This window comes from Nocardia sp. GP40, from assembly GCF_050434125.1.
Lineage (GTDB): Bacteria > Actinomycetota > Actinomycetes > Mycobacteriales > Mycobacteriaceae > Nocardia > Nocardia albiluteola.
Window position 1 is genome coordinate 77,546 of record NZ_JBNPVW010000001.1, and the last position, 19,878, is coordinate 97,423.

General features: G+C 68.6%; 21 protein-coding genes. 10 read left to right on the forward strand and 11 right to left on the reverse strand.

The features are described from left to right. Positions 1-106 precede the first annotated feature (106 nt). Complete coding sequence (locus tag ABH933_RS00270; protein ID WP_429415609.1) at positions 107-1,219, reverse strand: MFS transporter; 1,113 nt, start codon at positions 1,217-1,219, stop codon at positions 107-109. Positions 1,220-1,348: 129 nt separating this feature from the next. Here ABH933_RS00270 and ABH933_RS00275 point away from each other — a divergent pair, with 129 nt between their 5' ends. After that, on the forward strand, positions 1,349-2,239 hold the full coding sequence (locus ABH933_RS00275) for an AraC family transcriptional regulator (RefSeq protein ID WP_429413666.1): 891 nt from the start codon (positions 1,349-1,351) through the stop codon (positions 2,237-2,239). 128 nt (positions 2,240-2,367) lie between these two features. Next, on the forward strand, positions 2,368-2,787 hold the full coding sequence (locus ABH933_RS00280; RefSeq protein ID WP_429413669.1) for a nitroreductase/quinone reductase family protein: 420 nt from the start codon (positions 2,368-2,370) through the stop codon (positions 2,785-2,787). A 54-nt stretch (positions 2,788-2,841) separates the two neighbouring features. On the opposite strand, the gene ABH933_RS00285 is transcribed toward ABH933_RS00280, so the two are convergent. Continuing rightward, positions 2,842-3,264 (reverse strand): tautomerase family protein, encoded by a 423-nt coding sequence (locus tag ABH933_RS00285; RefSeq protein WP_215918578.1) that lies wholly within the window; start codon positions 3,262-3,264, stop codon positions 2,842-2,844. A gap of 50 nt (positions 3,265-3,314) precedes the next feature. Then, the gene (locus ABH933_RS00290; RefSeq protein ID WP_429413672.1) at positions 3,315-4,016 is read right to left on the reverse strand and encodes an SDR family oxidoreductase; all 702 of its coding nucleotides are present in this window, start codon (positions 4,014-4,016) and stop codon (positions 3,315-3,317) included. A gap of 149 nt (positions 4,017-4,165) precedes the next feature. Here ABH933_RS00290 and ABH933_RS00295 point away from each other — a divergent pair, with 149 nt between their 5' ends. Further along, positions 4,166-4,747, forward strand: a complete 582-nt coding sequence (locus tag ABH933_RS00295; RefSeq protein ID WP_429413675.1) for a TetR/AcrR family transcriptional regulator — start codon at positions 4,166-4,168, stop codon at positions 4,745-4,747. Between the two features lie 145 nt (positions 4,748-4,892). Here the strand turns inward: ABH933_RS00295 and ABH933_RS00300 are convergent, their stop codons facing one another. Continuing rightward, positions 4,893-5,564 (reverse strand): TetR/AcrR family transcriptional regulator, encoded by a 672-nt coding sequence (locus ABH933_RS00300; protein ID WP_215918581.1) that lies wholly within the window; start codon positions 5,562-5,564, stop codon positions 4,893-4,895. Positions 5,565-5,662: 98 nt separating this feature from the next. Here ABH933_RS00300 and ABH933_RS00305 point away from each other — a divergent pair, with 98 nt between their 5' ends. After that, on the forward strand, positions 5,663-6,367 hold the full coding sequence (locus ABH933_RS00305) for an SDR family NAD(P)-dependent oxidoreductase (RefSeq protein ID WP_429413679.1): 705 nt from the start codon (positions 5,663-5,665) through the stop codon (positions 6,365-6,367). Between the two features lie 209 nt (positions 6,368-6,576). Here ABH933_RS00305 and ABH933_RS00310 read toward each other — a convergent pair whose 3' ends face one another. After that, positions 6,577-7,869 (reverse strand): NAD(P)/FAD-dependent oxidoreductase, encoded by a 1,293-nt coding sequence (locus ABH933_RS00310; RefSeq protein WP_215918583.1) that lies wholly within the window; start codon positions 7,867-7,869, stop codon positions 6,577-6,579. 110 nt (positions 7,870-7,979) lie between these two features. On the opposite strand from ABH933_RS00310, the gene ABH933_RS00315 reads away from it, so the two are divergent. Further along, entirely contained in the window at positions 7,980-8,837 is an 858-nt protein-coding gene (locus ABH933_RS00315; protein WP_215918584.1) for a LysR family transcriptional regulator, read from the forward strand. Positions 8,838-8,951: 114 nt separating this feature from the next. Here the strand turns inward: ABH933_RS00315 and ABH933_RS00320 are convergent, their stop codons facing one another. The 6 genes from ABH933_RS00320 to ABH933_RS00345 all read right to left on the reverse strand — a co-directional run bounded on the left by ABH933_RS00320 (position 8,952) and on the right by ABH933_RS00345 (position 14,027). After that, a complete protein-coding gene (locus ABH933_RS00320) occupies positions 8,952-9,500 on the reverse strand; it encodes a GTP-binding protein (RefSeq protein WP_308166681.1) in 549 nt (182 codons plus the stop codon). A gap of 46 nt (positions 9,501-9,546) precedes the next feature. Continuing rightward, positions 9,547-9,897, reverse strand: a complete 351-nt coding sequence (locus ABH933_RS00325; protein WP_429413684.1) for a DUF742 domain-containing protein — start codon at positions 9,895-9,897, stop codon at positions 9,547-9,549. A gap of 3 nt (positions 9,898-9,900) precedes the next feature. Then, positions 9,901-10,308, reverse strand: a complete 408-nt coding sequence (locus tag ABH933_RS00330; RefSeq protein WP_429413687.1) for a roadblock/LC7 domain-containing protein — start codon at positions 10,306-10,308, stop codon at positions 9,901-9,903. Next, positions 10,308-11,897, reverse strand: coding sequence for a sensor histidine kinase (locus tag ABH933_RS00335; RefSeq protein WP_429413690.1), 1,590 nt, complete (start codon positions 11,895-11,897; stop codon positions 10,308-10,310). The genes ABH933_RS00330 and ABH933_RS00335 overlap by 1 nt, the downstream gene beginning before the upstream one ends. A gap of 347 nt (positions 11,898-12,244) precedes the next feature. Further along, positions 12,245-13,204 (reverse strand): electron transfer flavoprotein subunit alpha/FixB family protein, encoded by a 960-nt coding sequence (locus ABH933_RS00340; RefSeq protein ID WP_429413693.1) that lies wholly within the window; start codon positions 13,202-13,204, stop codon positions 12,245-12,247. A gap of 37 nt (positions 13,205-13,241) precedes the next feature. Continuing rightward, positions 13,242-14,027 carry an electron transfer flavoprotein subunit beta/FixA family protein gene (locus ABH933_RS00345; protein WP_429413696.1) on the reverse strand — a complete coding sequence of 262 codons (786 nt, stop codon included), beginning with the start codon at positions 14,025-14,027 and terminating at the stop codon, positions 13,242-13,244. 188 nt (positions 14,028-14,215) lie between these two features. Between ABH933_RS00345 and ABH933_RS00350 the strand changes: the two genes are divergently transcribed. The 5 genes from ABH933_RS00350 (at position 14,216) to ABH933_RS00370 (ending at position 19,688) form a co-directional block, all read left to right on the forward strand. Continuing rightward, entirely contained in the window at positions 14,216-15,010 is a 795-nt protein-coding gene (locus ABH933_RS00350; protein ID WP_429413699.1) for a class I SAM-dependent methyltransferase, read from the forward strand. Next, positions 15,007-16,563 carry a 1,4-alpha-glucan branching protein domain-containing protein gene (locus tag ABH933_RS00355; protein WP_429413702.1) on the forward strand — a complete coding sequence of 519 codons (1,557 nt, stop codon included), beginning with the start codon at positions 15,007-15,009 and terminating at the stop codon, positions 16,561-16,563. Before ABH933_RS00350 ends, ABH933_RS00355 begins: the two co-directional genes overlap by 4 nt. Continuing rightward, positions 16,560-17,819, forward strand: coding sequence for a glycosyltransferase family 4 protein (locus tag ABH933_RS00360; protein ID WP_429413705.1), 1,260 nt, complete (start codon positions 16,560-16,562; stop codon positions 17,817-17,819). The genes ABH933_RS00355 and ABH933_RS00360 overlap by 4 nt, the downstream gene beginning before the upstream one ends. 180 nt (positions 17,820-17,999) lie before the next feature. Then, a complete protein-coding gene (locus tag ABH933_RS00365; protein ID WP_215918594.1) occupies positions 18,000-18,797 on the forward strand; it encodes an AIM24 family protein in 798 nt (265 codons plus the stop codon). A gap of 6 nt (positions 18,798-18,803) precedes the next feature. Further along, positions 18,804-19,688 (forward strand): AIM24 family protein, encoded by an 885-nt coding sequence (locus ABH933_RS00370; protein ID WP_429413708.1) that lies wholly within the window; start codon positions 18,804-18,806, stop codon positions 19,686-19,688. Positions 19,689-19,878: the final 190 nt, after the last annotated feature.

The following is a 19,878-nucleotide window of genomic DNA, read 5'->3' on the forward strand; positions in this document are numbered from 1 at the left end:
AGCTGAACCCAGGGACCTATCCGGTTTCGGCGGCACAGCACCGGAAACGTCGGGCCGGCATGGTAATAACGGTCGGCAGCGCGGGCCGCTGAGTAACGCATCCCGCCTACCTCGTGTTGCGATCCCCGGCCGGCAGCAGGAACCCGAGCACGATCGCGACGATCGGCACGAAGCAGAGCGTGGTCAGCACCGCCTGCGGTCCGTACCGATCGGCGATCATGCCCAGCACGGGCACGAACAGCCCGCCCGCGCTCACCGCGAGACCCAGGGTGACCCCCGACGCGGTGCCGGGGCGCGACGGCAGATAGTCCTGACCGAGCTTGACCAGCACCGCGAACGGAATGTTCACCGTGACACCGGCGATGGCCGCCGCCGCCAGGGCGAGATGCGAATCCGGGATCGCGCGCAACGCCACCAGCGCGGGCAGGGCCGCGATCCCGCCGATGTGGATCGTGCGCAGCATGCCGAACCGGTCGGCGAGACGGCCGCCGAGCAGCGTGCCGCCGACGAGGAAGCAGGTCAGGGCGGCGCCGCCGAGCTCGCGGGACGCGCCCAGATACCTGATCCAATACAGCGCGATGAAGGTGTTCGTGCCGAAGGTGATGATCGAGCGCACGACGGCGAACGCCGTCAGCCCGAGGAACGGCAGCCACCGATCGCGCCCGCCGGCGGCGGCGTAGGTCCGTGCTGCGAGCACATACCGACGCTGATAGCGCCACAGCACGAACCCCATCAGGACCGCCGGCGGTAGGAACAGCGCCGTCGCGCCGACCCCGAGCGACACCAGCGCCGGAGTCGCCAGCGCCGGTGCGAGAAAGAAGCCCACGCTGCCGCCCGCGGCGAACAGGCTCATCCCCGACGCGCTGTCGCCCGCGTCGCGGCGCGCATCGCGGCCCGCCGCCGGATGGAAGGCTGCGACACCGATTCCCGACAGCAGCAACAGGATCCACACGATCGGATAGGCCGGTGCGAGCCCGGACAGCCCGGCGCCGACCCCGGCGAGCGTCAACCCTGCCGGCGCCATCCACAACAGTGCCCACCGATCGACGGCGATGCCCAGAATCGGTTGCGGCAGTGCGCTTCCCAGCGTTGCAGCGAGCGCGAGCCCGGAGGCGGCGGTATAGGAATAGCCACGCTCCAGCACGAAGAACGGCACACTGGCGGGGACGATGCCCTGATAGAAGTCGTCGACCGCGTGCGCAATCATCCAGTACCGCATGCGTTTCCAGGCGGACGGACGGTCGATCCGGACGGTCGAGATGTTGATGGTCACTGCCGCGGCCCCTTTCGTTCCACAGCAGAGCCTAGGAACGGAGCGGGCGACGGGCTTCCGATAATATGCCAGAGTATGTCGATAATCAGCCATCGCCCCGCTCGGCCCGCGGTGGCGATGGATCTGCCCGCCGGTTTCCGGTTCGAGCGTCATATGCACGACAACCATCAGCTTGTGTACATGAGCTCGGGCGCCTCCGAGGTGCGGACCGATGCGGGCAGCTGGATCGCCCCGCCCGACCGGGCGATCTGGATACCCGCGGGCTGCCCGCACGCGCACCGCTTCCACGGCCCGACCTCGTTCCACTCCATGGGCTTCGCGACGAATCTGATCCGAGGCCGGACGTCGCCGGTCGTCCTCGCCGTCACGCCTCTGGCCCGCGAGCTGATCATCGCCTGCTCGACCGCCGATCTGCCGGACCCCGCCCACCTGCCCCGTCCGGAGGACCTGCCCGACGGAGGGCACTACTCCGACTCGGCCGAGCCGGCACACACGTCTCCCGCGGACGAGCCGGCCGATGAGCAGCCGGCGCTGCCCGCCCCGGAACTCGCGCGCATGCGCCGCGTTCTGCTCGACCAGTTGCGACGCTGCCCCGAGCAGCCGCTCCGGCGGCCCGTCGCGGTCGATCCGCGCCTGCGTGATGTGTGCGACCTCGTCGAGGCCGACCTGACACAGGTGTGGACGCTGGCCGCACTCGGCCGCCGCGCCGGCGTCGCCGAACGCACCCTCAGCCGGCTGTTCCGCACCGAGTTCGCGATGACCTATCCGCAGTGGCGTACCCAGCTGCGGCTCTATCACGCCACCCAACTCCTGGCCGAGGGCGCATCGGTGACGGCGGTCGCGCACCGGTGCGGCTGGGCGACGCCGAGCGCGTTCATCGATGTGTATCGCCAGGTGCTCGGTGACACCCCCGGCCGTTATCGCGCGGCCGTCGCCCGGCCGCCGCGCGATTCGGCGCAGATCTGAAATGGCATCTGCCACGCCGGGTTGTCCTCGGCGTACTCAGGTGCGCGACGGCATCCCGATCGCCGGTCGGCTGCCGTGCCGACGGCGAATTCCGGCCAACCGGGCCGGCTATCGGCAAGATGGTCGGTATGACTGACTGGAATGCGAATGTCATCAGCGAGTTTCGGGAGAACCAGGGCCGCGTCGGCGGGGGCTTCGAGGGCGCGCCGATGCTGGTGCTGCATCACCGCGGCCGCAAGAGCGGACGGGACCTCGAGATCCCGTTGGTGTATCTACCCGATAAGCAGGACGCGGATCTGATCTACATCTTCGCGACCAAGGGCGGCGCACCAACCCATCCGGAGTGGTACCACAATCTCGTCGCGGCCGGGAAGGCACAAATCGAGCGCGGCACCGAGTCGTATCCGGTGACCGTGGCCGAGGTGACGGGCCCGGATCGCGATCGGATCTACGGCGAGCAGGCGTCCCGTATGGCCAACTTCGCCGAATACGAGGAGAAGACCAAGGGAATTCGCACGATCCCGGTCGTGGCGCTGCGCCGCGCGTAGTCCGGCGCGAGGCCGCCGCCTCGGCGCATCCGATGCCCCGAGTGCGGCGGCCGATCAATAGGGCAACGGCGAATTGGCCGCGACCCAGGCCTTTTCGGCGTCGGTGCCGGTCCCGGGCGGCCACAGCCCCTCGATCATCCACAGGTCGCGCGGGGTCTCGTCGACATGGAATTCCCAGTGCAGACCGCGATCTCGCGTGTAGGGGAGCAGGATCGCATTGAGGCGCTCGGCCATCCGGATGCGCTGCTGATCATCGTCGAGATGACGCGCGATGTGGGCGACGTCGATGCGCACGGTGTCGCCCGTGGGCTTGCCACCGACATAGAAATTCGACGGGGTGATCTCGTGGAACAGGACGACGACGTAGAACTCCGGAAGGCCCACTCTCGAGTAGATGCGGGTGATGTCGGCGGCGAAATCCTGCTTGTCCTGCTCGGAATATACCCCGGCCGGGTGATGGATATTCCACAGCGGCATGACGAATCCTTTTGTCTCGGTGTCTGTTTCGGTGGATGAATGGGCTGCGTTCAGCGGCCGATCGAGAGGGCGAGGTTCTCCACCGGCCCCGACAGGGCAGCCTTCACCCGCCTGGTCAGCTCGTCGACCAGGACCTCGTTCTCGCCCTTCTCCAATCCATCGACCACCGCCTCGGCGACCGCCTGCGGGCTGATCTTGTCCGCGGTCAGGTTCTTGACCATGTCGGTGTCGGCGAAGCCCAGATGCACGCCCATCACCTGCGTTCCCTGCCCGGCCAGCTCGATGCGCAGGGAGTTGGTCAGCGACCAGATCGCGGCCTTGGACGCCCCGTAGGCGGCGGACCCGGCGCCCCACGACAGCACCGAATGGATATCGACCAGCGCGCCACCGCCGTTGGCGCCGAGGATCGGCGCGAATGCCTGTGCGATGCGCAGCGGTCCGAAGACGTTGGTGTCGAACGTCGCTACGACGTCGGCGATATCGGCGCTCAGTAGCGGCGCCGGGCGCAGCAGGCCCGCGTTGTTGACGACGATGTTCACATCGGTCGCGCGCGCGGCGACCGCGGCGACCGAATCGGGGTCGGTGACCTCGAGGGGCAGCGGCATGATGCGCGCGTCCTCGCTGTCGACGGGCCGTCGCGCGGTGGCGTAGACCTTCGTCGCGCCACGCCGCAGCAGTTCCTGGACGAATGCGCGGCCCAGGCCGCGCTGTCCGCCCGTGACGAGCGCGGTGGCGCCTTCGATGCTGGTCATCCTGAGTCCTTTCGATGTGATCGGGCGCTCGCGGCGACGCGGATTCGGCCCGATCCGGCGATGTCCGTACCCTCTATTCAAATAGATTATTGCCATCATCTATTCCGATGCGCAAGACTGGAGACGGAGAGCCGAGGAAAGGGGACCACATGCCGCGATCGTCCCGAGCGCAGGCGGAAGTACATCGCAAGGAGGTCCTGGACGCCGCCTCGGCGCTGGTCCGGCGCGAGGGCGTCGGCGGCGTCACCGTGCCCGAGGTGATGGCCGCGGCCGGGCTCACCCACGGTGGGTTCTACCGGCACTTCAAGTCCAAGGAAGATCTCGTGGCGCAGGCATGTTCGGCGGCCAACGCGGAGAAGGAACGCGAACGCGAGCAGATCCTCGCGGCCGGTCCGGACGAACCCGCCGCGCGCCGCGTATTCGTCGAGCGATACCTGTCCACCCCGCATCGCGACACCCCGGGGCAGGGCTGCGGGATCGCCGCGCTGGCGGGGGATGTCGCGCGTGCCGAGCCCGGCAGCCCGCTGCGCGAGGCCTACCTCGACGGCGTGCACGGAATCCTGGACGACCTGGCCAAGTTCGACGAAAACCGTTCCGGCGGTGCCGACCGCGACCATCTCGTCGAGCTCGCCGTGCTCGCGGGCGCGTTGATGTTGTCCCGGGCGACCGCGGACGATGAGCTGTCCGAACGAATCCTGGCCGCCGCCAAGGACTTCCTCATCGACGGCTGAGTATCGACTCGACCCGCCGCGGCGGATTCAGCCAGACGTTCGCCCGCGGGCCTCGGCCTTCGCGCGACCTTGCTCCGTGATCGGGTATGCCCCGCTGACTTCCGCGACCCGATCCGTCAGGCGCCACTGTGGCGCCGGTGACGGATCAGTGCCCCGATCGCATTGCCGCACCTAATGTTTCGTCGTCGATAGCCGGCCCGGACAGGGGATGGGCGGCGCCGCTGCGAAGCCCGTCGAGCAGCACGCCCATGTGCCGCCGCCAGGCCTCGGGTGCGCGCTCGCGGGCCCCGTCGGTCGCGCGCACGACCGACCACAGCAGCAGTCCGATATCGGTCACGTCCACATCGTCGCGCAGCGCGCCGGATGCCTGCGCCCGCGCGATCACCTCGCGAAACAGCCTGTGCCCGCGCATCTTCGTGATCTCGAGGGGGCTCTCGGGCGGCAGCGAGCGCACGCAGAGGTCGGTGAATCCGCGATCGACCGCCTGCCATTGGGCCAGGGCCGTCAGGTGGTCGACCAGACCCGTCCACGGGTCGGGGGCCGCGAGCGCGGCCTCGGCGCTGCGCGCCGACCGTTCGACCCGCTCGAGCATCGCCTCGCCGATCAACGCGTCGCGGGTGGGGAAGTGGTTGTAGAGCGTTCCGATGCTGACCCCGGCATCGCGCGCGATCGCGTTCAGGGAGGCGTCCAGGCCCTCGGCGGTGAATCGGGCCCGGGCGGCGGCGATGACCTTCTCCCGGTTGTCGCGGGCGTCCCGGCGGCGCGGCCGCGCGCTGCCCGGGACCGCGTTCGTCGCCGTTCCGACCGCCTCGACCATGCCTCCAGCCTAACAACTTGAACGCCCCCTCGACTTCGCGCTAAGTTGAGAGGGTGCTCAAATTGAGTACCCTCTCAACTTCGTGAAAGGACATCCCCATGGCTCATCTCGCAGTCTTCGGCGCCGGTCCCGCTCTCGGCCTGTCGGCCGCGCGTCGCTTCGGCCGCGCCGGATACTCGGTCACGCTCATCGCCCGCAACCCGGACAGGCTCGAGCAGATGCGCGCCGTCCTGGCGGCCGACGGCGTCGAGGCCGATGTGCAGGTGGCCGATCTGGCCGACGACCCGCAGGTTGATGTCGCGCTGAAGGATTTGCGGGCGCACCACGGCATTCCGGATGTCGTGCTGTACAGCCCGTCCGGTCTCGATCGGCTTCCGGTGGATGCGCTCGCCCTGGACGCGGACACCCTGCGGGCCTGGCTGCCTACGAACCTGACGACCCCGGTCCGGATCATGCACGCCCTGCTGCCGGGCATGATCGAGCGCGGATCCGGCGCGATCCTCGTTGCGCAGGGCAGTTCGGTGCTGCACCCGCGGACGATGCTGGCCAGCGTGAGCGTGCCCCAGTCCGGCCTGCTCAATTACCTCTATTCGGTGGACCAACAGGTGCGCCCGCGGGGCGTGCGCGTGGGTAGTCTGCTGATCGGCAGGCTCATCGAGACCAGTGCGGCCGAGCAGGTATTCGACACCGGTCACTTCGACTCGGTGGACGCGGGCGAGTTCGAGCGGGTCCACCCGGACGCGCTCGCGCAGGATCTGTTCGAGATGGCGACGACGGACGCGGAGGTGGCACGCGAGGCATGAGCATACGGCGCCCGGCCGCGCATCGAGCGCGGCCGAGTATCGCGGCACGCGCCGGATTGTGGTGCGGCGCAGGCGGAGTCGTGGCTGTGCGCCGATGCCGAGCGTGCGGTGTCACGAGGCGACCGTGCGGCCCTTCCTGGTGCGCGACGAGGCCGTCCGGGGATACGACACTGCCCTCCGGTGGGTACCGGAGGGCAGGATGCGCGGAGCTATGCCGCTCGGCGTTCCTCGGTGATCGCCTCGGCCGCGGTCTTCTCGACCTCGGCGAATCCCGGGCGCCCGGTGCCGATGAAGGCGACCAGCCACGACATCACCGCGATGAACCGGTTGCGGAAGCCGACCAGGTAGAACAGGTGCACGGCCAGCCAGGTCGCCCACGCGATCAGGCCGGTGAACTTGATCTTGTCGTTGACCTTGGTGACGGCGCTGAAGCGGCTGATCACCGCCATCGAGCCCTTGTCCCAGTAGACGAACGGGGTGCCGGGCTGCTTCTTGCGGCGGATGATGTCCGCGACGTGGCGGCCCTCCTGCATCGCGGTCGGCGACTGGCCCGGGTAACCGTTGAGCGAGGTCATATCGCCGATGGCGTAGATATCGGCACGCCCGCCCACGGTGCAGTCCTGGTTGATGAGCAGCCGCCCGGCGCGGTCGGTCTCGCAGCCGGTGGCCTCGGCCAGCAGCGCGGCGAATCCGCCGGCCGCAACGCCCGCCGACCACACCACGGTCTCCGCCGCGATGCCCCGCTCGACGCCGTCCTTCGACTTGACGGTCACCTTGCCCTCGTCGATATCGGTGACGAAGGTGTCCAGCAGGACCTCGACCCCGCTGCCGCTCAACGATTCCCGCGCGTACTCCGACAGGGTGCCGCCGAACGGGGGCAGCACCGCGCCCGCGCCCTCGACGAGCGTGACCGAGATCTCCTGGTGGTAGTGCCGCTTGGCGAGCTCCTTCAGCTGACCGGCGACCTCGACGCCGGTCGGCCCGGCCCCGACGACCACAAAGCTCAGCAGCCGCTCCCGGGTGGTCTTGTCCGCTCCCGCGGCCTCGGCGAAGACGCGCTCGATCTGCGCGCGCAGCCGCGTGGCGTCGTCGATGGTCTTGAGCGAGAAGGTCTTCTCGGCGAAATCGTCACGGCCGAAATACGACTGGTTGGCGCCGGTGGCCGCGATCAGCGAGCCGTACCGGATCTGCTTCTGGCCCTCGGCCGTGTCGTAGGTGAGTACCGCGGCATCGGCGTCGACACCGACGACCTTGCCCAGGCGCACGTCCGCGCCCTTGTGGCGGCGCAGCACCTGCGCGATCGGCGGGGCAATGTCTGTGGCGGGGAGCACACCGGTCGCAACCTGGTACAGCAGCGGCTGGAAGAGGTGTTCGGGCGTACTCGAGATGAGGACGTAACCAACCCCCGACTTGCTCAACTGCTTCGCGGCGGCGAGCCCGCCGAAGCCCGATCCGACAATGACAACCTCTGCGGCTTCGATTCCCGCGTCCACGTTCTGCATGACATCCTCCTTCTGTCATTAGTAAACGCGATTCGGAAGCAGACCGTTTCACGGGTCAGGCGCATAATTTAGATGACTCTTATCTGGATCCCTCATGAATGGAGATCGTGATGGAACTGCGGCAGCTCTCGTACTTCGTCGCGGTGTGCGAGGAGTTGAGCTTCAGCCGGGCCGCCTCGCGGTGCTTCATATCGCAATCGGCTATCAGTCATCAGATCGCCAGACTTGAACATGATCTTGGTGTACAGCTCTTCGAACGCTCGACGCGCTCGGTCGTCCCGACCGACGCAACCGCTCGGCTACTTCCCCTTGCGAAACAGATGCTAAGCCTCGAATCTGCCATTCGCGCAGCTGTGCGGGCATCCGGGCCGAGGATTCGCCTGGCCGCGAACATGTCCTTCGCAACAAGATCGCTGTCGGCCATCGCCGGCGCGAGGGAGGCGCATCCGGGTGCGGAGATCGAGTTCGTGATCAAACCGTTCCGCCAGCGCATCGCGGCGGTCGCGGACGGCGATTGTGATCTTGCTCTCATCCGCGGCAGCGTCGATCAGCCCGGTCTGACGGTCGAAGAACTGTGGGTGGAGGACCTCGTGCTGGCCGCCTCGACGACCCATCCGCTCGCCGGACGCGAGGACGTCACACTCACTCAGTTGGGTAGCTATCCGCTCCTGCTGCCCCCGGAACAGGAACAGGTGTTGCTTCACACGGTCGTCCGCGCCGCATTCGCGGACCTACCGATCCGTCCCACCTTCGGCCCGCCGATCCCGCCGGACCACACCGCCACCATGGAACTGATCAACCGCCCGGACGCCTGGACCATCCTGTACGCGAACAGTCCCCTGGAGGGGCTCGCGCGGCTCAACCTCGCGGGGCGTCCGCTGCGCATCCCGGTGTCCTCCGTCGTGCGCAGCGACGTGCGACTCTCGCCGATCCTGGTCACGCTGCTGGCGGCGCTGCACAGCTCCTGACCGCGCAGTCGGCCGGGCATGCCCGTGGCCGGGACCCGAGTGCTCGTCGCCCCGGCCGGAACATGGCGGGACGACGGGCACTCGAATGCCGGGACGACGGCGGGGGAGCGGTGCTCAGCCCTGCGACTGGCGGTGAAACAGATACTCCACCAAGGTGATCAGCGATCGCAGGCAGGTGCCCCGGTCCCGCGCGTCCAACGCGGTGAGCGGCGTGCTCGGCTCCAGATCCAGTGCATCGCGGATCTCGGTGAGCGGATAGCGCTCCGAACCCTCGAATTCGTTGACCGCCACCGAATACGGCACCCCGCGCTCCTCGAGCACGGCCAGCACCTCGTCGGCCTTGTCGATGCGCCGGGTGTCTACCAGGACCAGCGCCCCTAGTGCGCCGCGCGACAGTTCCTCCCACAGCGGGACGAACCGGCGCTGTCCGGGGGTGCCGAACAGATACAGCGCCAGTTGCGGATTCAGCGTAATACGGCCGAAATCCATTGCGACGGTGGTGGTCACCTTGCCCGGTAGGCCCGCCATATCGTCGATGCCGACGCTGGCCTCGGTGATCGTCTCCTCCGTGCGCAGGGGTTTGATCTCGGACACGCTGCCCACAAAGGTGGTTTTGCCAACCCCGAAGTTACCGGCCACCAAGAGCTTGACCGACCGGGTCACTGTCTCGGGAACGTAGTCAACAGGGCGATTGGACTGCAGCGCAGGCTCAGACGGCGAGAGCGCGGAGCCCATTGAGTACCTCCTCGAGCAAAGCAAGCTCCGGCACGGCCGGAGCCGGGGCCGGTGTGGAAAGGTGGCCGCTGTCCAACAGGTCGGCGGCCAGGATCTTGATCACCGAGGGTGGCAGATCCAGATAGGCGGCGATCTCGGCGAGGGAGAGCACCCGGCTGCGGCTGCAGACTCCGAGTACCCGGCGCGCGTCGGGACTCGAGGCGGGTGACGGATCCTGCGCCGCCACAACGAGTGTCACCAAATCCAGCTCGCGACTGGGCCGCGATCGACCGCCGGTGCGGACATAGGACCGCACCAGATCGGGGTCGCGCCGGTGCCGACTCATCGCTTAGTGCTGGCGCGGTAGGCTACCGAGCTCGCGGCCGACCCGGCCGGCGAGCTCGTTCATCCGATGGGCAACCAGGCTGACATCGACCTCGGTGGTGGTGGAGACGCCGATGAGGGCGCCTTCGCCGGCCGCGGTGATGAAGATCATGCCGTCGTTGTACTCGGTCATGTTCTGCCGCACCGAATTCGCCGAGCCGCAGAACTCGCCGAGGGCCTTGCCTAGTGACCGTAGTCCGGAGGACGCGGCGGCGAAGCGTTCCGCGTCGTCCAGGGTGATCGCACCGACGTGCGCGATGCGCAGGCCGTCCTCGGACAGCAGGACCGCAAAGCGGACGCCGGGAACGTTGAGGTCCTCGAGCATCCAGGCCAGTTTGTTGCCGTCGGTGACGGCTGTAGCGGGTGTGCCCATCAGGATGTCATCCCTTCGGTGTGTTCGCCGTAAGCGGCGCGGCCGCTCTGGGAACCGCGGTGCCACGCGTCGGCGATCTCAGGGTGTGGCAGTGCGGCGGAATCGGACTCGGGTCCGGCGGATAGGCGAGAGACGCTGGATACCGAGACAGTTCTGCGGCGTCGGCGCGGTAACCCGCCGGGGGTTATGTCGGAAACGGTCGAGGTGGTCATCGGCTCCTGCTTGATGACCGGTTCGTTCTCCTGGAACGGCACCGAGTCCAGGCCTGGCTCCGAATCGCGGGTAGATGACGAATCATGGACGGACACCGGCTCCAGCATAGGCACAGGCTCGCGAATCGGCTCGGGCTGCGGCATCGGTGCGGGGGTGATCGGCTGGGGCGCAACCGGTTCCACGGGTGCCACGGCGGATACGGTGGGCATCATCGGAGCCACGGACGGCACCGCCGTCGGGGGTGAAACCGCGGGGGCGATCGAGTCGGCGGACGGGCGCTCGGTCAGCAGCGACTCGGGCACGAACACCATTGCGCGCATGCCGCCGTAGGCGTTGGGCCCGTCGACGTAGACGCTGAATCCGTACCGTCGCGCCAGGGCCGCCACGCCGGGCAGTCCGACGCGGGGCGCGGGGCCGAGCTGGTGGATATCGATGGCGCGCTCGCCGGCCAGTACCTGGCGGGCCTCCTCCATCTGCTCCGCGTTCATCCGGACGCCCGCGTCGTCGATGATCACGGTGACGCCGTGGTGCCCCTCCTGAAAACCGATGTCCACGAAGGAGGTCGGGGGGGAGTAGCGCAACCCGTTGTCCAGCAGCGTGGCCAGGGTGTGAACCAGCGGCTCGACCGCACGGCTGATGACGGTCCGCTCCAGCTGACCGGACCGCACGCGGGTGTAGTCACGCACGCGGCCGATGGCGCCGCCGACGATATCGGTCAGCGACTGCTGGGGCCAGCGCCGGCCGGGCAGACCGCCACAGACGATGACGTAGGACTGCGCCTGACGAATCATCTGCTGCACGTTGTGGTCGATGATGGTGAGCGTCTCGTAGACGTCGTCGCTGCGGTGCCGGCGCAGTGCCTCGCTGAGCACCTGGCCGACGTCGGCGCCCAGGCTCACGACCGAAGTGCCGAAGGAGCGCACGGCGGCACTGGTCACCTCCTGTGAGGTGGACTGTACATCCGAGCGCGCCTTCTCCACCTCGGCCCGGGCGGCCTCGACCTCGGCGCGACCGGCGGCCTCGGCCCGCGAAACCGCCTGCTGGGTCTCGTAATCGGCCTCACGCCGGACCCGCTCCCGGGTCTCGGCCTGCATCGCGCGCAGATCGCCGATGTACCGCTCGGCCAGCCCGCGCAGCAGCCGCGGGAAGCGCTCTGCCCCGGCGGGCAGATCGACCTGGGCCTCCGCGTGCCGCCCCGCCTCGGCGGCGAAATTCATTGTGCTGGTAACGAAGTATTCGAGCTCGTCCTCGCGGGAGCGTAACTCGCGGGCGGCGGCCTCTGCCCGGGCGTGTTGCTGCGCAGCATAGAACGCCGCGTACACCGCCGCCACGACGGCGACGAGGAGTACTCCGGCGAGGGTCCACGAAATCGTCACGGCAGTAGATTGATTCATCAGTTCCCCAGTCGCCGGGTGCCCGGCCGCCTCGCCTTCCTGAACTTGTCGGCCGCGTTTACCGCGGCCCCGGACTACTCATGCTCTTGTTCCGAAGGGTCACTGATGCCGTGCGCCCATCGGGAAGATCTAGAAATACCTACGGGACAAGTGAATCCACGACCGACACCCACTGGAAATAGGACATCGATCGCTCCATGACCCGACGGGGGCCAACATTAGCAGCCTTTCGGGTCGGTAGCGACCGAACCGTTATAAACTCGACCCGCCGAAAACGCCAGTGGCCCCGGCTGTTTCCAGCCGGGGCCACTATAGGTGCTGCTCGCGAGCTAGCCCTTGTGCGCTTTGACCGCTTCGGTCAGCTGCGGGGCGACATTGAACAGGTCGCCGACAATGCCGTAGTCGCTGATCTCGAAGATCGGCGCCTCTTCGTCCTTGTTGACCGCCACGATGGTCTTGGAGGTCTGCATGCCGGCACGGTGCTGGATGGCGCCGGAGATGCCGAGGGCGACGTACAGCTGCGGGGAGACCGTCTTACCGGTCTGGCCGACCTGGAACTGACCCGGGTAATAACCGGAATCCACCGCCGCGCGCGACGCGCCGACCGCGGCACCGAGCGCGTCGGCCAGCGGCTCGACCACCTTGTGGAAGTTGTCCTCGCTGCCGACGCCGCGGCCGCCGGAGACCACGATCGCGGCCTCGGTGAGCTCGGGGCGGTCGCCGCCGACCACGGGCTCGCGAGAGATCACCTTGGTGACGCCCTCCTCCTGCGCGGGGACCTCGACGGTCACCTTCTCGCCCGCGGCCTGCTGCGGCGCGGCCTCGATGGCGCCCGGACGTACCGAGATGACCGGGACGTCGCCGGTGGCCTTGGCGTCCACGGTGAACGCGCCGCCGAAGATGGAGTGGGCGACCGAGCCGTCGGCCTTGACGTCGATGACGTCGACCAGCAGGCCGGAGCCGATGCGGGCGGCGAGGCGGCCCGACACCTCCTTGCCCTCGGCCGAGGCGGCGACCAGCACGGCGGCGGGGGCGGCCGATTCGGTCAGGCCCGCCAGCACGTCGACCTTCGGGGTGACCAGGAAGCCGTCGACGTCGTCGGACTCGGCGACGTAGATCTTCTCGGCGCCGGCCGCGGCCAGCGCGTCGGCGAGCTTGTCACCGGTGCCGGCGGGGCCGAGCACGACCGCGGCCGGGGTGCCCAGCGTGCGGGCGGCGGTGAGGAGTTCGGTGCTGACCTTCTTGACCGCACCGTCGGCGTGCTCCACGAGCACAAGTACTTCTGCCATTGTCTTTATCTCCTGGGGGTTGCTCGAGGGGCGGGAATCAGATGATCTTCTGGCCGACCAGGTAGGCGGAGATCTGGTTGCCGCCCTCGCCCTCGTCGACGATCTTCTCGCCCGCCGTGCGCGCCGGCTTCGGGGTGACGCCGGAGACGGCGGAGCCCGCGTTCGCGACGCCGACCGTGTCGGGATCCACGCCCAGGTCGGCCAGGGTGAAGGTCTGCACTTCCTTCTTCTTGGCGGCCATGATGCCCTTGAAGGAGGGGAAGCGAGGTTCGTTGATCTTCTCGGTGACCGAGACGATGGCCGGCAGTGTGGCCTCGAGCTTGAACACGCCCTCGTCGGTCTCCCGCTCGCCGGTGATCCGCTCGCCGTCCACGGTCAGCTTGCGCAGATGCGTGAGCTGGGGCAGGCCCAGGTACTCGGCGATGATCGCGGGCACGGCGCCGCCGCGGCCGTCGGTGGCCTCGTTGCCGGCGATGACCAGCTCGATGCCCTCGATCTGGCCGAGCGCGGCCGCGAGCACGTAGGAGGTCTGGACGGCGTCGGAGCCGTGGATCGCATCATCCTTGATGTGGATGGCCTTGTCGGCGCCCATGGACAGCGCCTTGCGGATGGCCTCGGAGGCACGGTCGGGGCCCATGGTGAGCACGGTCACCTCGCCGCCCTGCGCCTCCTTGATCAGCAGGGCCTCTTCGACGGCGCGCTCGTTGATCTCGTCCAGGATGGCGTCGGCGGCCTCCCGGTCGAGGGTGTAGTCACCATCGGTCAGCTTGCGCTCGGACCAGGTGTCGGGAACCTGCTTGATCAGTACGACGATGTTCGGCATTGGTCTTCGTCGACCTCCTGTTCTGGTGGCACGTGAAGTGGGGTCGCACGGGTGTCGTACGTCCACGAAGTAGCTCAGCTCGGGACATTACCCTACGTTAAGTTACTCATGGGTAACTTAGGATGTGATGTTCTGCATCGCCACCTCCGGGCGTCGGTGTGATACGGGCAACCGCTAACGTCGGGTGAATGAGTGAGGCCGTTTCCTCCCAGTCCGATGCCCTCGATCCGCTGCCACTGACCGGCGAGCGGACGGTGCCCGGCATCCCGGAGGAGAACTACTGGTTCCGTCGCCACGAGATCGCCTATGCGCGACTGCTCTCGCGCTGCGCGGGTCGCACGGTGCTGGAGGCCGGATCGGGAGAGGGCTACGGCGCCAGCATGATCAGCGGTGTCGCGGCCCGGGTGATCGGGCTGGACTACGACGCGAGCGCCGTCGAACACGTGCGCGCCGCGTATCCGGGCGTGGAGATGCTCCAGGGGAACCTGGCCGAGCTTCCGCTCGAGGACGGCTCGGTGGATGTCGTGGTGAACTTCCAGGTCATCGAACATCTCTGGGACCAGGCGCAATTCCTGCGCGAATGCCTGCGGGTGCTGGCGCCGGGCGGCGAGCTGCTGATCAGCACGCCGAACCGGATCACGTTCTCGCCGGGCCGCGATACGCCCCTGAACCCCTTCCACACCCGCGAGCTCAACGCTGCGGAGCTGTCGGAGCTGTTGGTGCAGGCGGGATTTCGGGTCGAGGTGATGACCGGCGTGCATCACGGGCCGGAAGTGGTTGCGCTGGACCGCAAGTGGGGCGGATCGATCATCGACGCCCAGATCGAGCGCGCGCTGGCGGGCGAGCCGTGGCCCGCCGACCTGGCCGCGGACGTCGCGGCGGTGCGCACCGAGGACTTCGAGCTGGACCTCGCGCCCACCGACGGCTGGGATCCCCGCATCGATGCGAGCCTGGACCTGGTGGCGATCGCGGTGAAGCCGTGAGTGAGGCAGTACCGGGCCGGTTCACGCTGGTCCTGCATTCGCATCTGCCGTGGCTGGCCCATCACGGCCGGTGGCCGGTGGGTGAGGAATGGTTGTACCAATCCTGGGCCGCCTCCTACATTCCCGTCGCGCGGGTACTGAAAACCCTTGCCGCCGAGGGGCGTTCGCGGCTGCTGAGCTTCGGGATCACTCCGGTGCTGGCCGCCCAGCTGGACGACCCGCACTGCCTGTCGGGGATGCATCACTGGCTCGGCAACTGGCAGCTGCGCGCCGACGAGGCCGCGATGGCGGGCAATCTCGCGCTCGGACGCCGCGAGCACGCCCTGGCCGCGGAGGCGCTGGCCGACTTCGAGGAGCGATGGCGGCACGGCGGGTCGCCGGTGTGGCGCGAGCTGATCGACGCGGGGACGATCGAACTGCTCGGCGGGCCGCTCGCGCACCCGTTCCAGCCGCTGCTGGATCCGCGCCTGCGTGCCTTCGAGCTCACCGAGGGGCTGGCCGATGCCCGGCATCGCTGGGGCCACACCCCCTCGGGCATCTGGGCGCCCGAATGCGGGTTCACCCCGGGCATGGAACGAGGCTATGCCGCGGCGGGTGTGACGCATTTCATGGTCGACGGGCCCGCGCTGCGCGGCGACACCACGCTCGGGCGACCCGTGCACGAGTCGGATGTGGTCGCGTTCGGGCGGGATCTGCAGGTCAGTTACCGGGTGTGGTCGCCCAAGTCGGGGTATCCCGGGCACGGCGCCTATCGCGACTTCCATCATTACGATCACGCCACCGGGCTCAAGCCGTACCGCGTCACGGGCAAGAAGGTCGAGGGGCAGGACAAGGCGCCCTACGACGCCGAGCTGGCCGCGGCGGCGGTGCGCCGCGATGTCGCGGACTTCGTGGAGACGGTGCGCGAGCGGCTGCTGTCCGAATCCGCCCGGATCGGGCGTCCGGCGCTGGTGGTGGCCGCCTTCGACACCGAACTGTTCGGGCACTGGTGGCACGAGGGCCCGCAGTGGCTCGAGCAGGTGCTGCGGGCGCTGCCCGAGGCCGGGGTCACCGTCGGCACGCTCGCCGATGCCCGCGCCGATGGCTATGTGGGAGAACCGGTTCCGCTGGCCGACTCGTCGTGGGGCTCGGGCAAGGACTGGCGGGTGTGGGCCGGGGACCAGGTGCGGGATCTGGTCGAGCTGAACGCGGAGATCGTGCAGTTCGCGCTGGACACGTTGGACAAGCACCGCGCGGATGCGGGTCGCGCCGACGTGCGGGATCCGGTCGCGGACCAGCTGCTGCGGGAGGCCGTCCTCGCGGTCTCCAGCGACTGGGCATTCATGGTCAGCAAGGATTCCGCGGCCGGATACGCGCGCGACCGCGCCCACCAGCACGCGCACGCGGTGCGCGAGATCGCGGCGATGTTGGCGTCCGGTCAGCTAGCCAAAGCACGGCAGTTGGCGGCAGGATGGAGCGCGGCCGACGGGCTGTTCCCGGCGCTGGATGCGCGGCGACTGGGCGTGGGCTCCCCGGACCCGGTATTGCCAATGGAAAACAGGTACCCCGCATGAAGATCTTGATGGTGTCGTGGGAGTACCCGCCGGTCGTGGTCGGTGGGCTGGGCCGGCACGTGCATCACCTGGCCACCGAGTTGGCCGCCGCCGGGAACGAGGTCGTCGTGCTGGCGCGCCGCCCGATGGGCACCGATGCCTCCAGCCATCCCACGTACTCCTATATCGAGGACCGGGTGCTGGTCGTCGCGGTGGCCGAGGATCCGCCCGCCTTCGACTTCGGCGAGGACATGCTCGCCTGGACCCTGGCGATGGGCCATGCGATGGTGCGCGCGGGCGTGGCGCTGAGCAAGCCCGGCATCGCCGAGGGCTGGGCCCCCGATGTGGTGCACGCCCACGACTGGCTGGTCGCGCATCCGGCGATCGCGCTGGCCGAATACTTCGACGTGCCACTGGTTTCCACCATCCACGCCACCGAGGCCGGGCGGCACAGCGGCTGGGTGTCGGGCCGGGTCAACAAGCAGGTGCATTCGGTCGAGTGGTGGCTGGCCAACGAATCCGACGCGCTGATCACGTGCTCGGCCTCGATGCAGGACGAGGTGGAGCGGCTCTACGGCGCCGAGCGGGTGCCGATCCAGGTGATCCGCAACGGAATCGACGTGGCCGCCTGGTCCTTTCGCACCCGCGCGCCGCGCACGGGGCCGCCGCGGCTGCTGTACGTCGGGCGGCTGGAATACGAGAAGGGCGTGCAGGACGCGATCGCGGCGCTGCCGCGGATCCGCCGCGCGCATCCGGGCGCCACGCTGACCGTCGCGGGCGTGGGCACCCAATTCGATTGGCTGCGTGAGCGGGCCCGCACGCACCGGGTGGCGCGGGCGGTGAATTTCGTCGGGCGCCTGGATCACGACGAGCTGCTGGGCTGGTTGCACGGGGCGGATGCCATCGTGCTGCCCAGCCGCTACGAGCCGTTCGGCATCGTGGCGCTGGAGGCGGCCGCGGCGGGAATTCCGCTGGTGACCTCCAGCGCGGGCGGACTGGGCGAGCTGGTGGTGGACGGGGTCACCGGCGCGTCCTTCGAGCCGGCCGATGTCAACGGGCTGGTCGAGGCCGTCTGCGCGGTGCTGGACGATCCGGCCGCGGCCCAGGATCGGGCGTATTCCGCGCGAGAGCGGTTGACGGCCGATTTTGCCTGGGATGTGGTCGCGGCCGAGACAATTCAGGTGTACCAGGCCGCCAAGCGCCGCGTCCGGACGCCGCTGGGCCGTCCCGTTGTCGTGGAACGCCCACTGCCGGAACGGGATCCGAACTCCGACTGAATTCGTCCTCGTCCCGGCGCGCTGTCGGCCGGGATGCCGCGGTGGCTTCCGGCCGAGAGCACACCGCAATGACCGCGTACCCGGAATTCGGTTTCGGACCGATCGCTCACGGGTGTTACCTTCTACTCGATTTCGACATGAGCCGGTCGCGGACCGGTTGCGCGTGGGGAGGATTCGGCAGTGGACAAGCTGCAGTGCGACTGGTGTGGGGTGCAGACGCCGCCCGGCACCGGCCGGACCTGCCCCAGTTGCGGTGCGCCGCTGGACGAGGCGAACAAGGTCAGCGATTCGGGCTGGCGGGAGGCGCCGCGGCTGCGGGACATGACCGAATTCCGGTTCGGCAACAGCACCTGCCAGGTCGAGGGCGAGCTGGTGCCGGTGGCCGAGATCGCGCTGGGCCCAGGCGATCAGGTGTACTACGAGCATCACGTGATGCTGTGGAAGGACGAGCAGGTCCCGATCTTCGCGCTCAACACCGGCGGCGGCATGAAGCGCTCGCTGGCCGGGATGCCGCACGTGATCACCGTGTCCCAGGGGCCGGGCCGGGTGGCGTTCTCCCGGGATTCGCCGGGCGAGCTGGTGGTGCTGCCGATGCATCCGGGTATGGAACTGGACGTGCGTGAGCACGCCTTCCTGCTGGCGTCCGGGAGCATCAACTATTCCTTCGTGCGCATCAAGGGCCTGGCCAACGTCCTGCACGGCGGCAACGGCATGTACATGGACCGCTTCATCACCCAGGGGTATCCCGGGCTGCTGATGCTGCACGGCTACGGCAACGTCTTCGAGCGGATGCTGCGGCCGGGGGAGAAGATCCTGGTCGAGCCGGGCGGATTCCTCTACAAGGACGCCACCGTGCAGATGCAGGCGGTGCCGCAGAACATCAAGGTGGGGCTGTTCGGCCGGTTGTATCTGGCCGAGATGACGGGCCCCGGCCGCGTCGGCATCCAGTCGATGTACGTGCACCACCGGTCCGGGTAGGCCGTGATGAATGCACCCGCCTACACCTGCCTGTTCTGCCGTCAGCCCAGCGATCCCAACGCCCGCACCTGCCCCAATTGCGGTGCGCCGGTGGATATCCAGGCTGCCGTCAGTGCCTCGGGCTGGACCAAGCAGCCCGCGATCCGGGACATGGCCCGGATCCAGTTCGGCCAATCCCGCTGTCAGATCGAGGGAACCCTGCTCCCGGCCGCGGATTTCGCCCTCGCACAGGGTGATTGGATCTACTTTTCGCACCACCACCTGCTTTGGGCCGATCCGAGCGCACAGCTGGACAGGATGAGCCTCAAGGGTGCGTGGAAGCGGATGATGGGCGGGTTGCCGCTGGTCATGATGACCGGCCGCGGGCCCGGGCACATCGCGCTGGCCGGCACCCACGCCGGGGACATCGTCGTGCTGCCGCTGGCGCACAATCAGCGAATGTGGGTGCACGAGCACCGATTCCTGGGGGCCAGCGGCAATATCTCCTACGACTGGGCCAACAACAACGTCTGGTTCGTCACCGGTTCCGGCGACGACCGCAAGACGCACTATCCGCTGGGCATGTTCGGCGACATCTTCACCGCGCAGGGCGGCCCCGGGCTGTTGCTCCTGCACTCGCCGGGCAACACCTTCATTCGCGACCTGGCTCCGGGGCAGAGCCTGCTGGTCAAGCCGTCGGCGCTGTTGTACCGCGATCTGTCGGTGACCGCGCACCTGCACCTGGAATATCCGCACACCCGCGGCCTGGGATGGTGGCGCAGCTTCAGCTATCGGAGCATCTGGCTGCGGCTGGTCGGGCCGGGGCGCGTCGCCGTGCAGTCGGTGTACGTGCCGGAGGAGGAGTCCGAGGCGATCCGCTCGCATTCGCAGGCGACCGTGCGCCGCTGGTGAATCTCGCGGCTGTGCCTATGGCGGCGCTTCCGAGGGGGTGGCATTCTCGCTGCGGCCCAAAATCATCGGGCTGTTCGCCTCGGTGCTGCTGATCGCGGTGATGGCCGCCGGGCTCGCCTCGGGCTCCTACGCCCTGGCGCTGTGGGCCCGCTCGGAGGATACCCTGGCCTCGGTGCTCAACAGCCTGTCC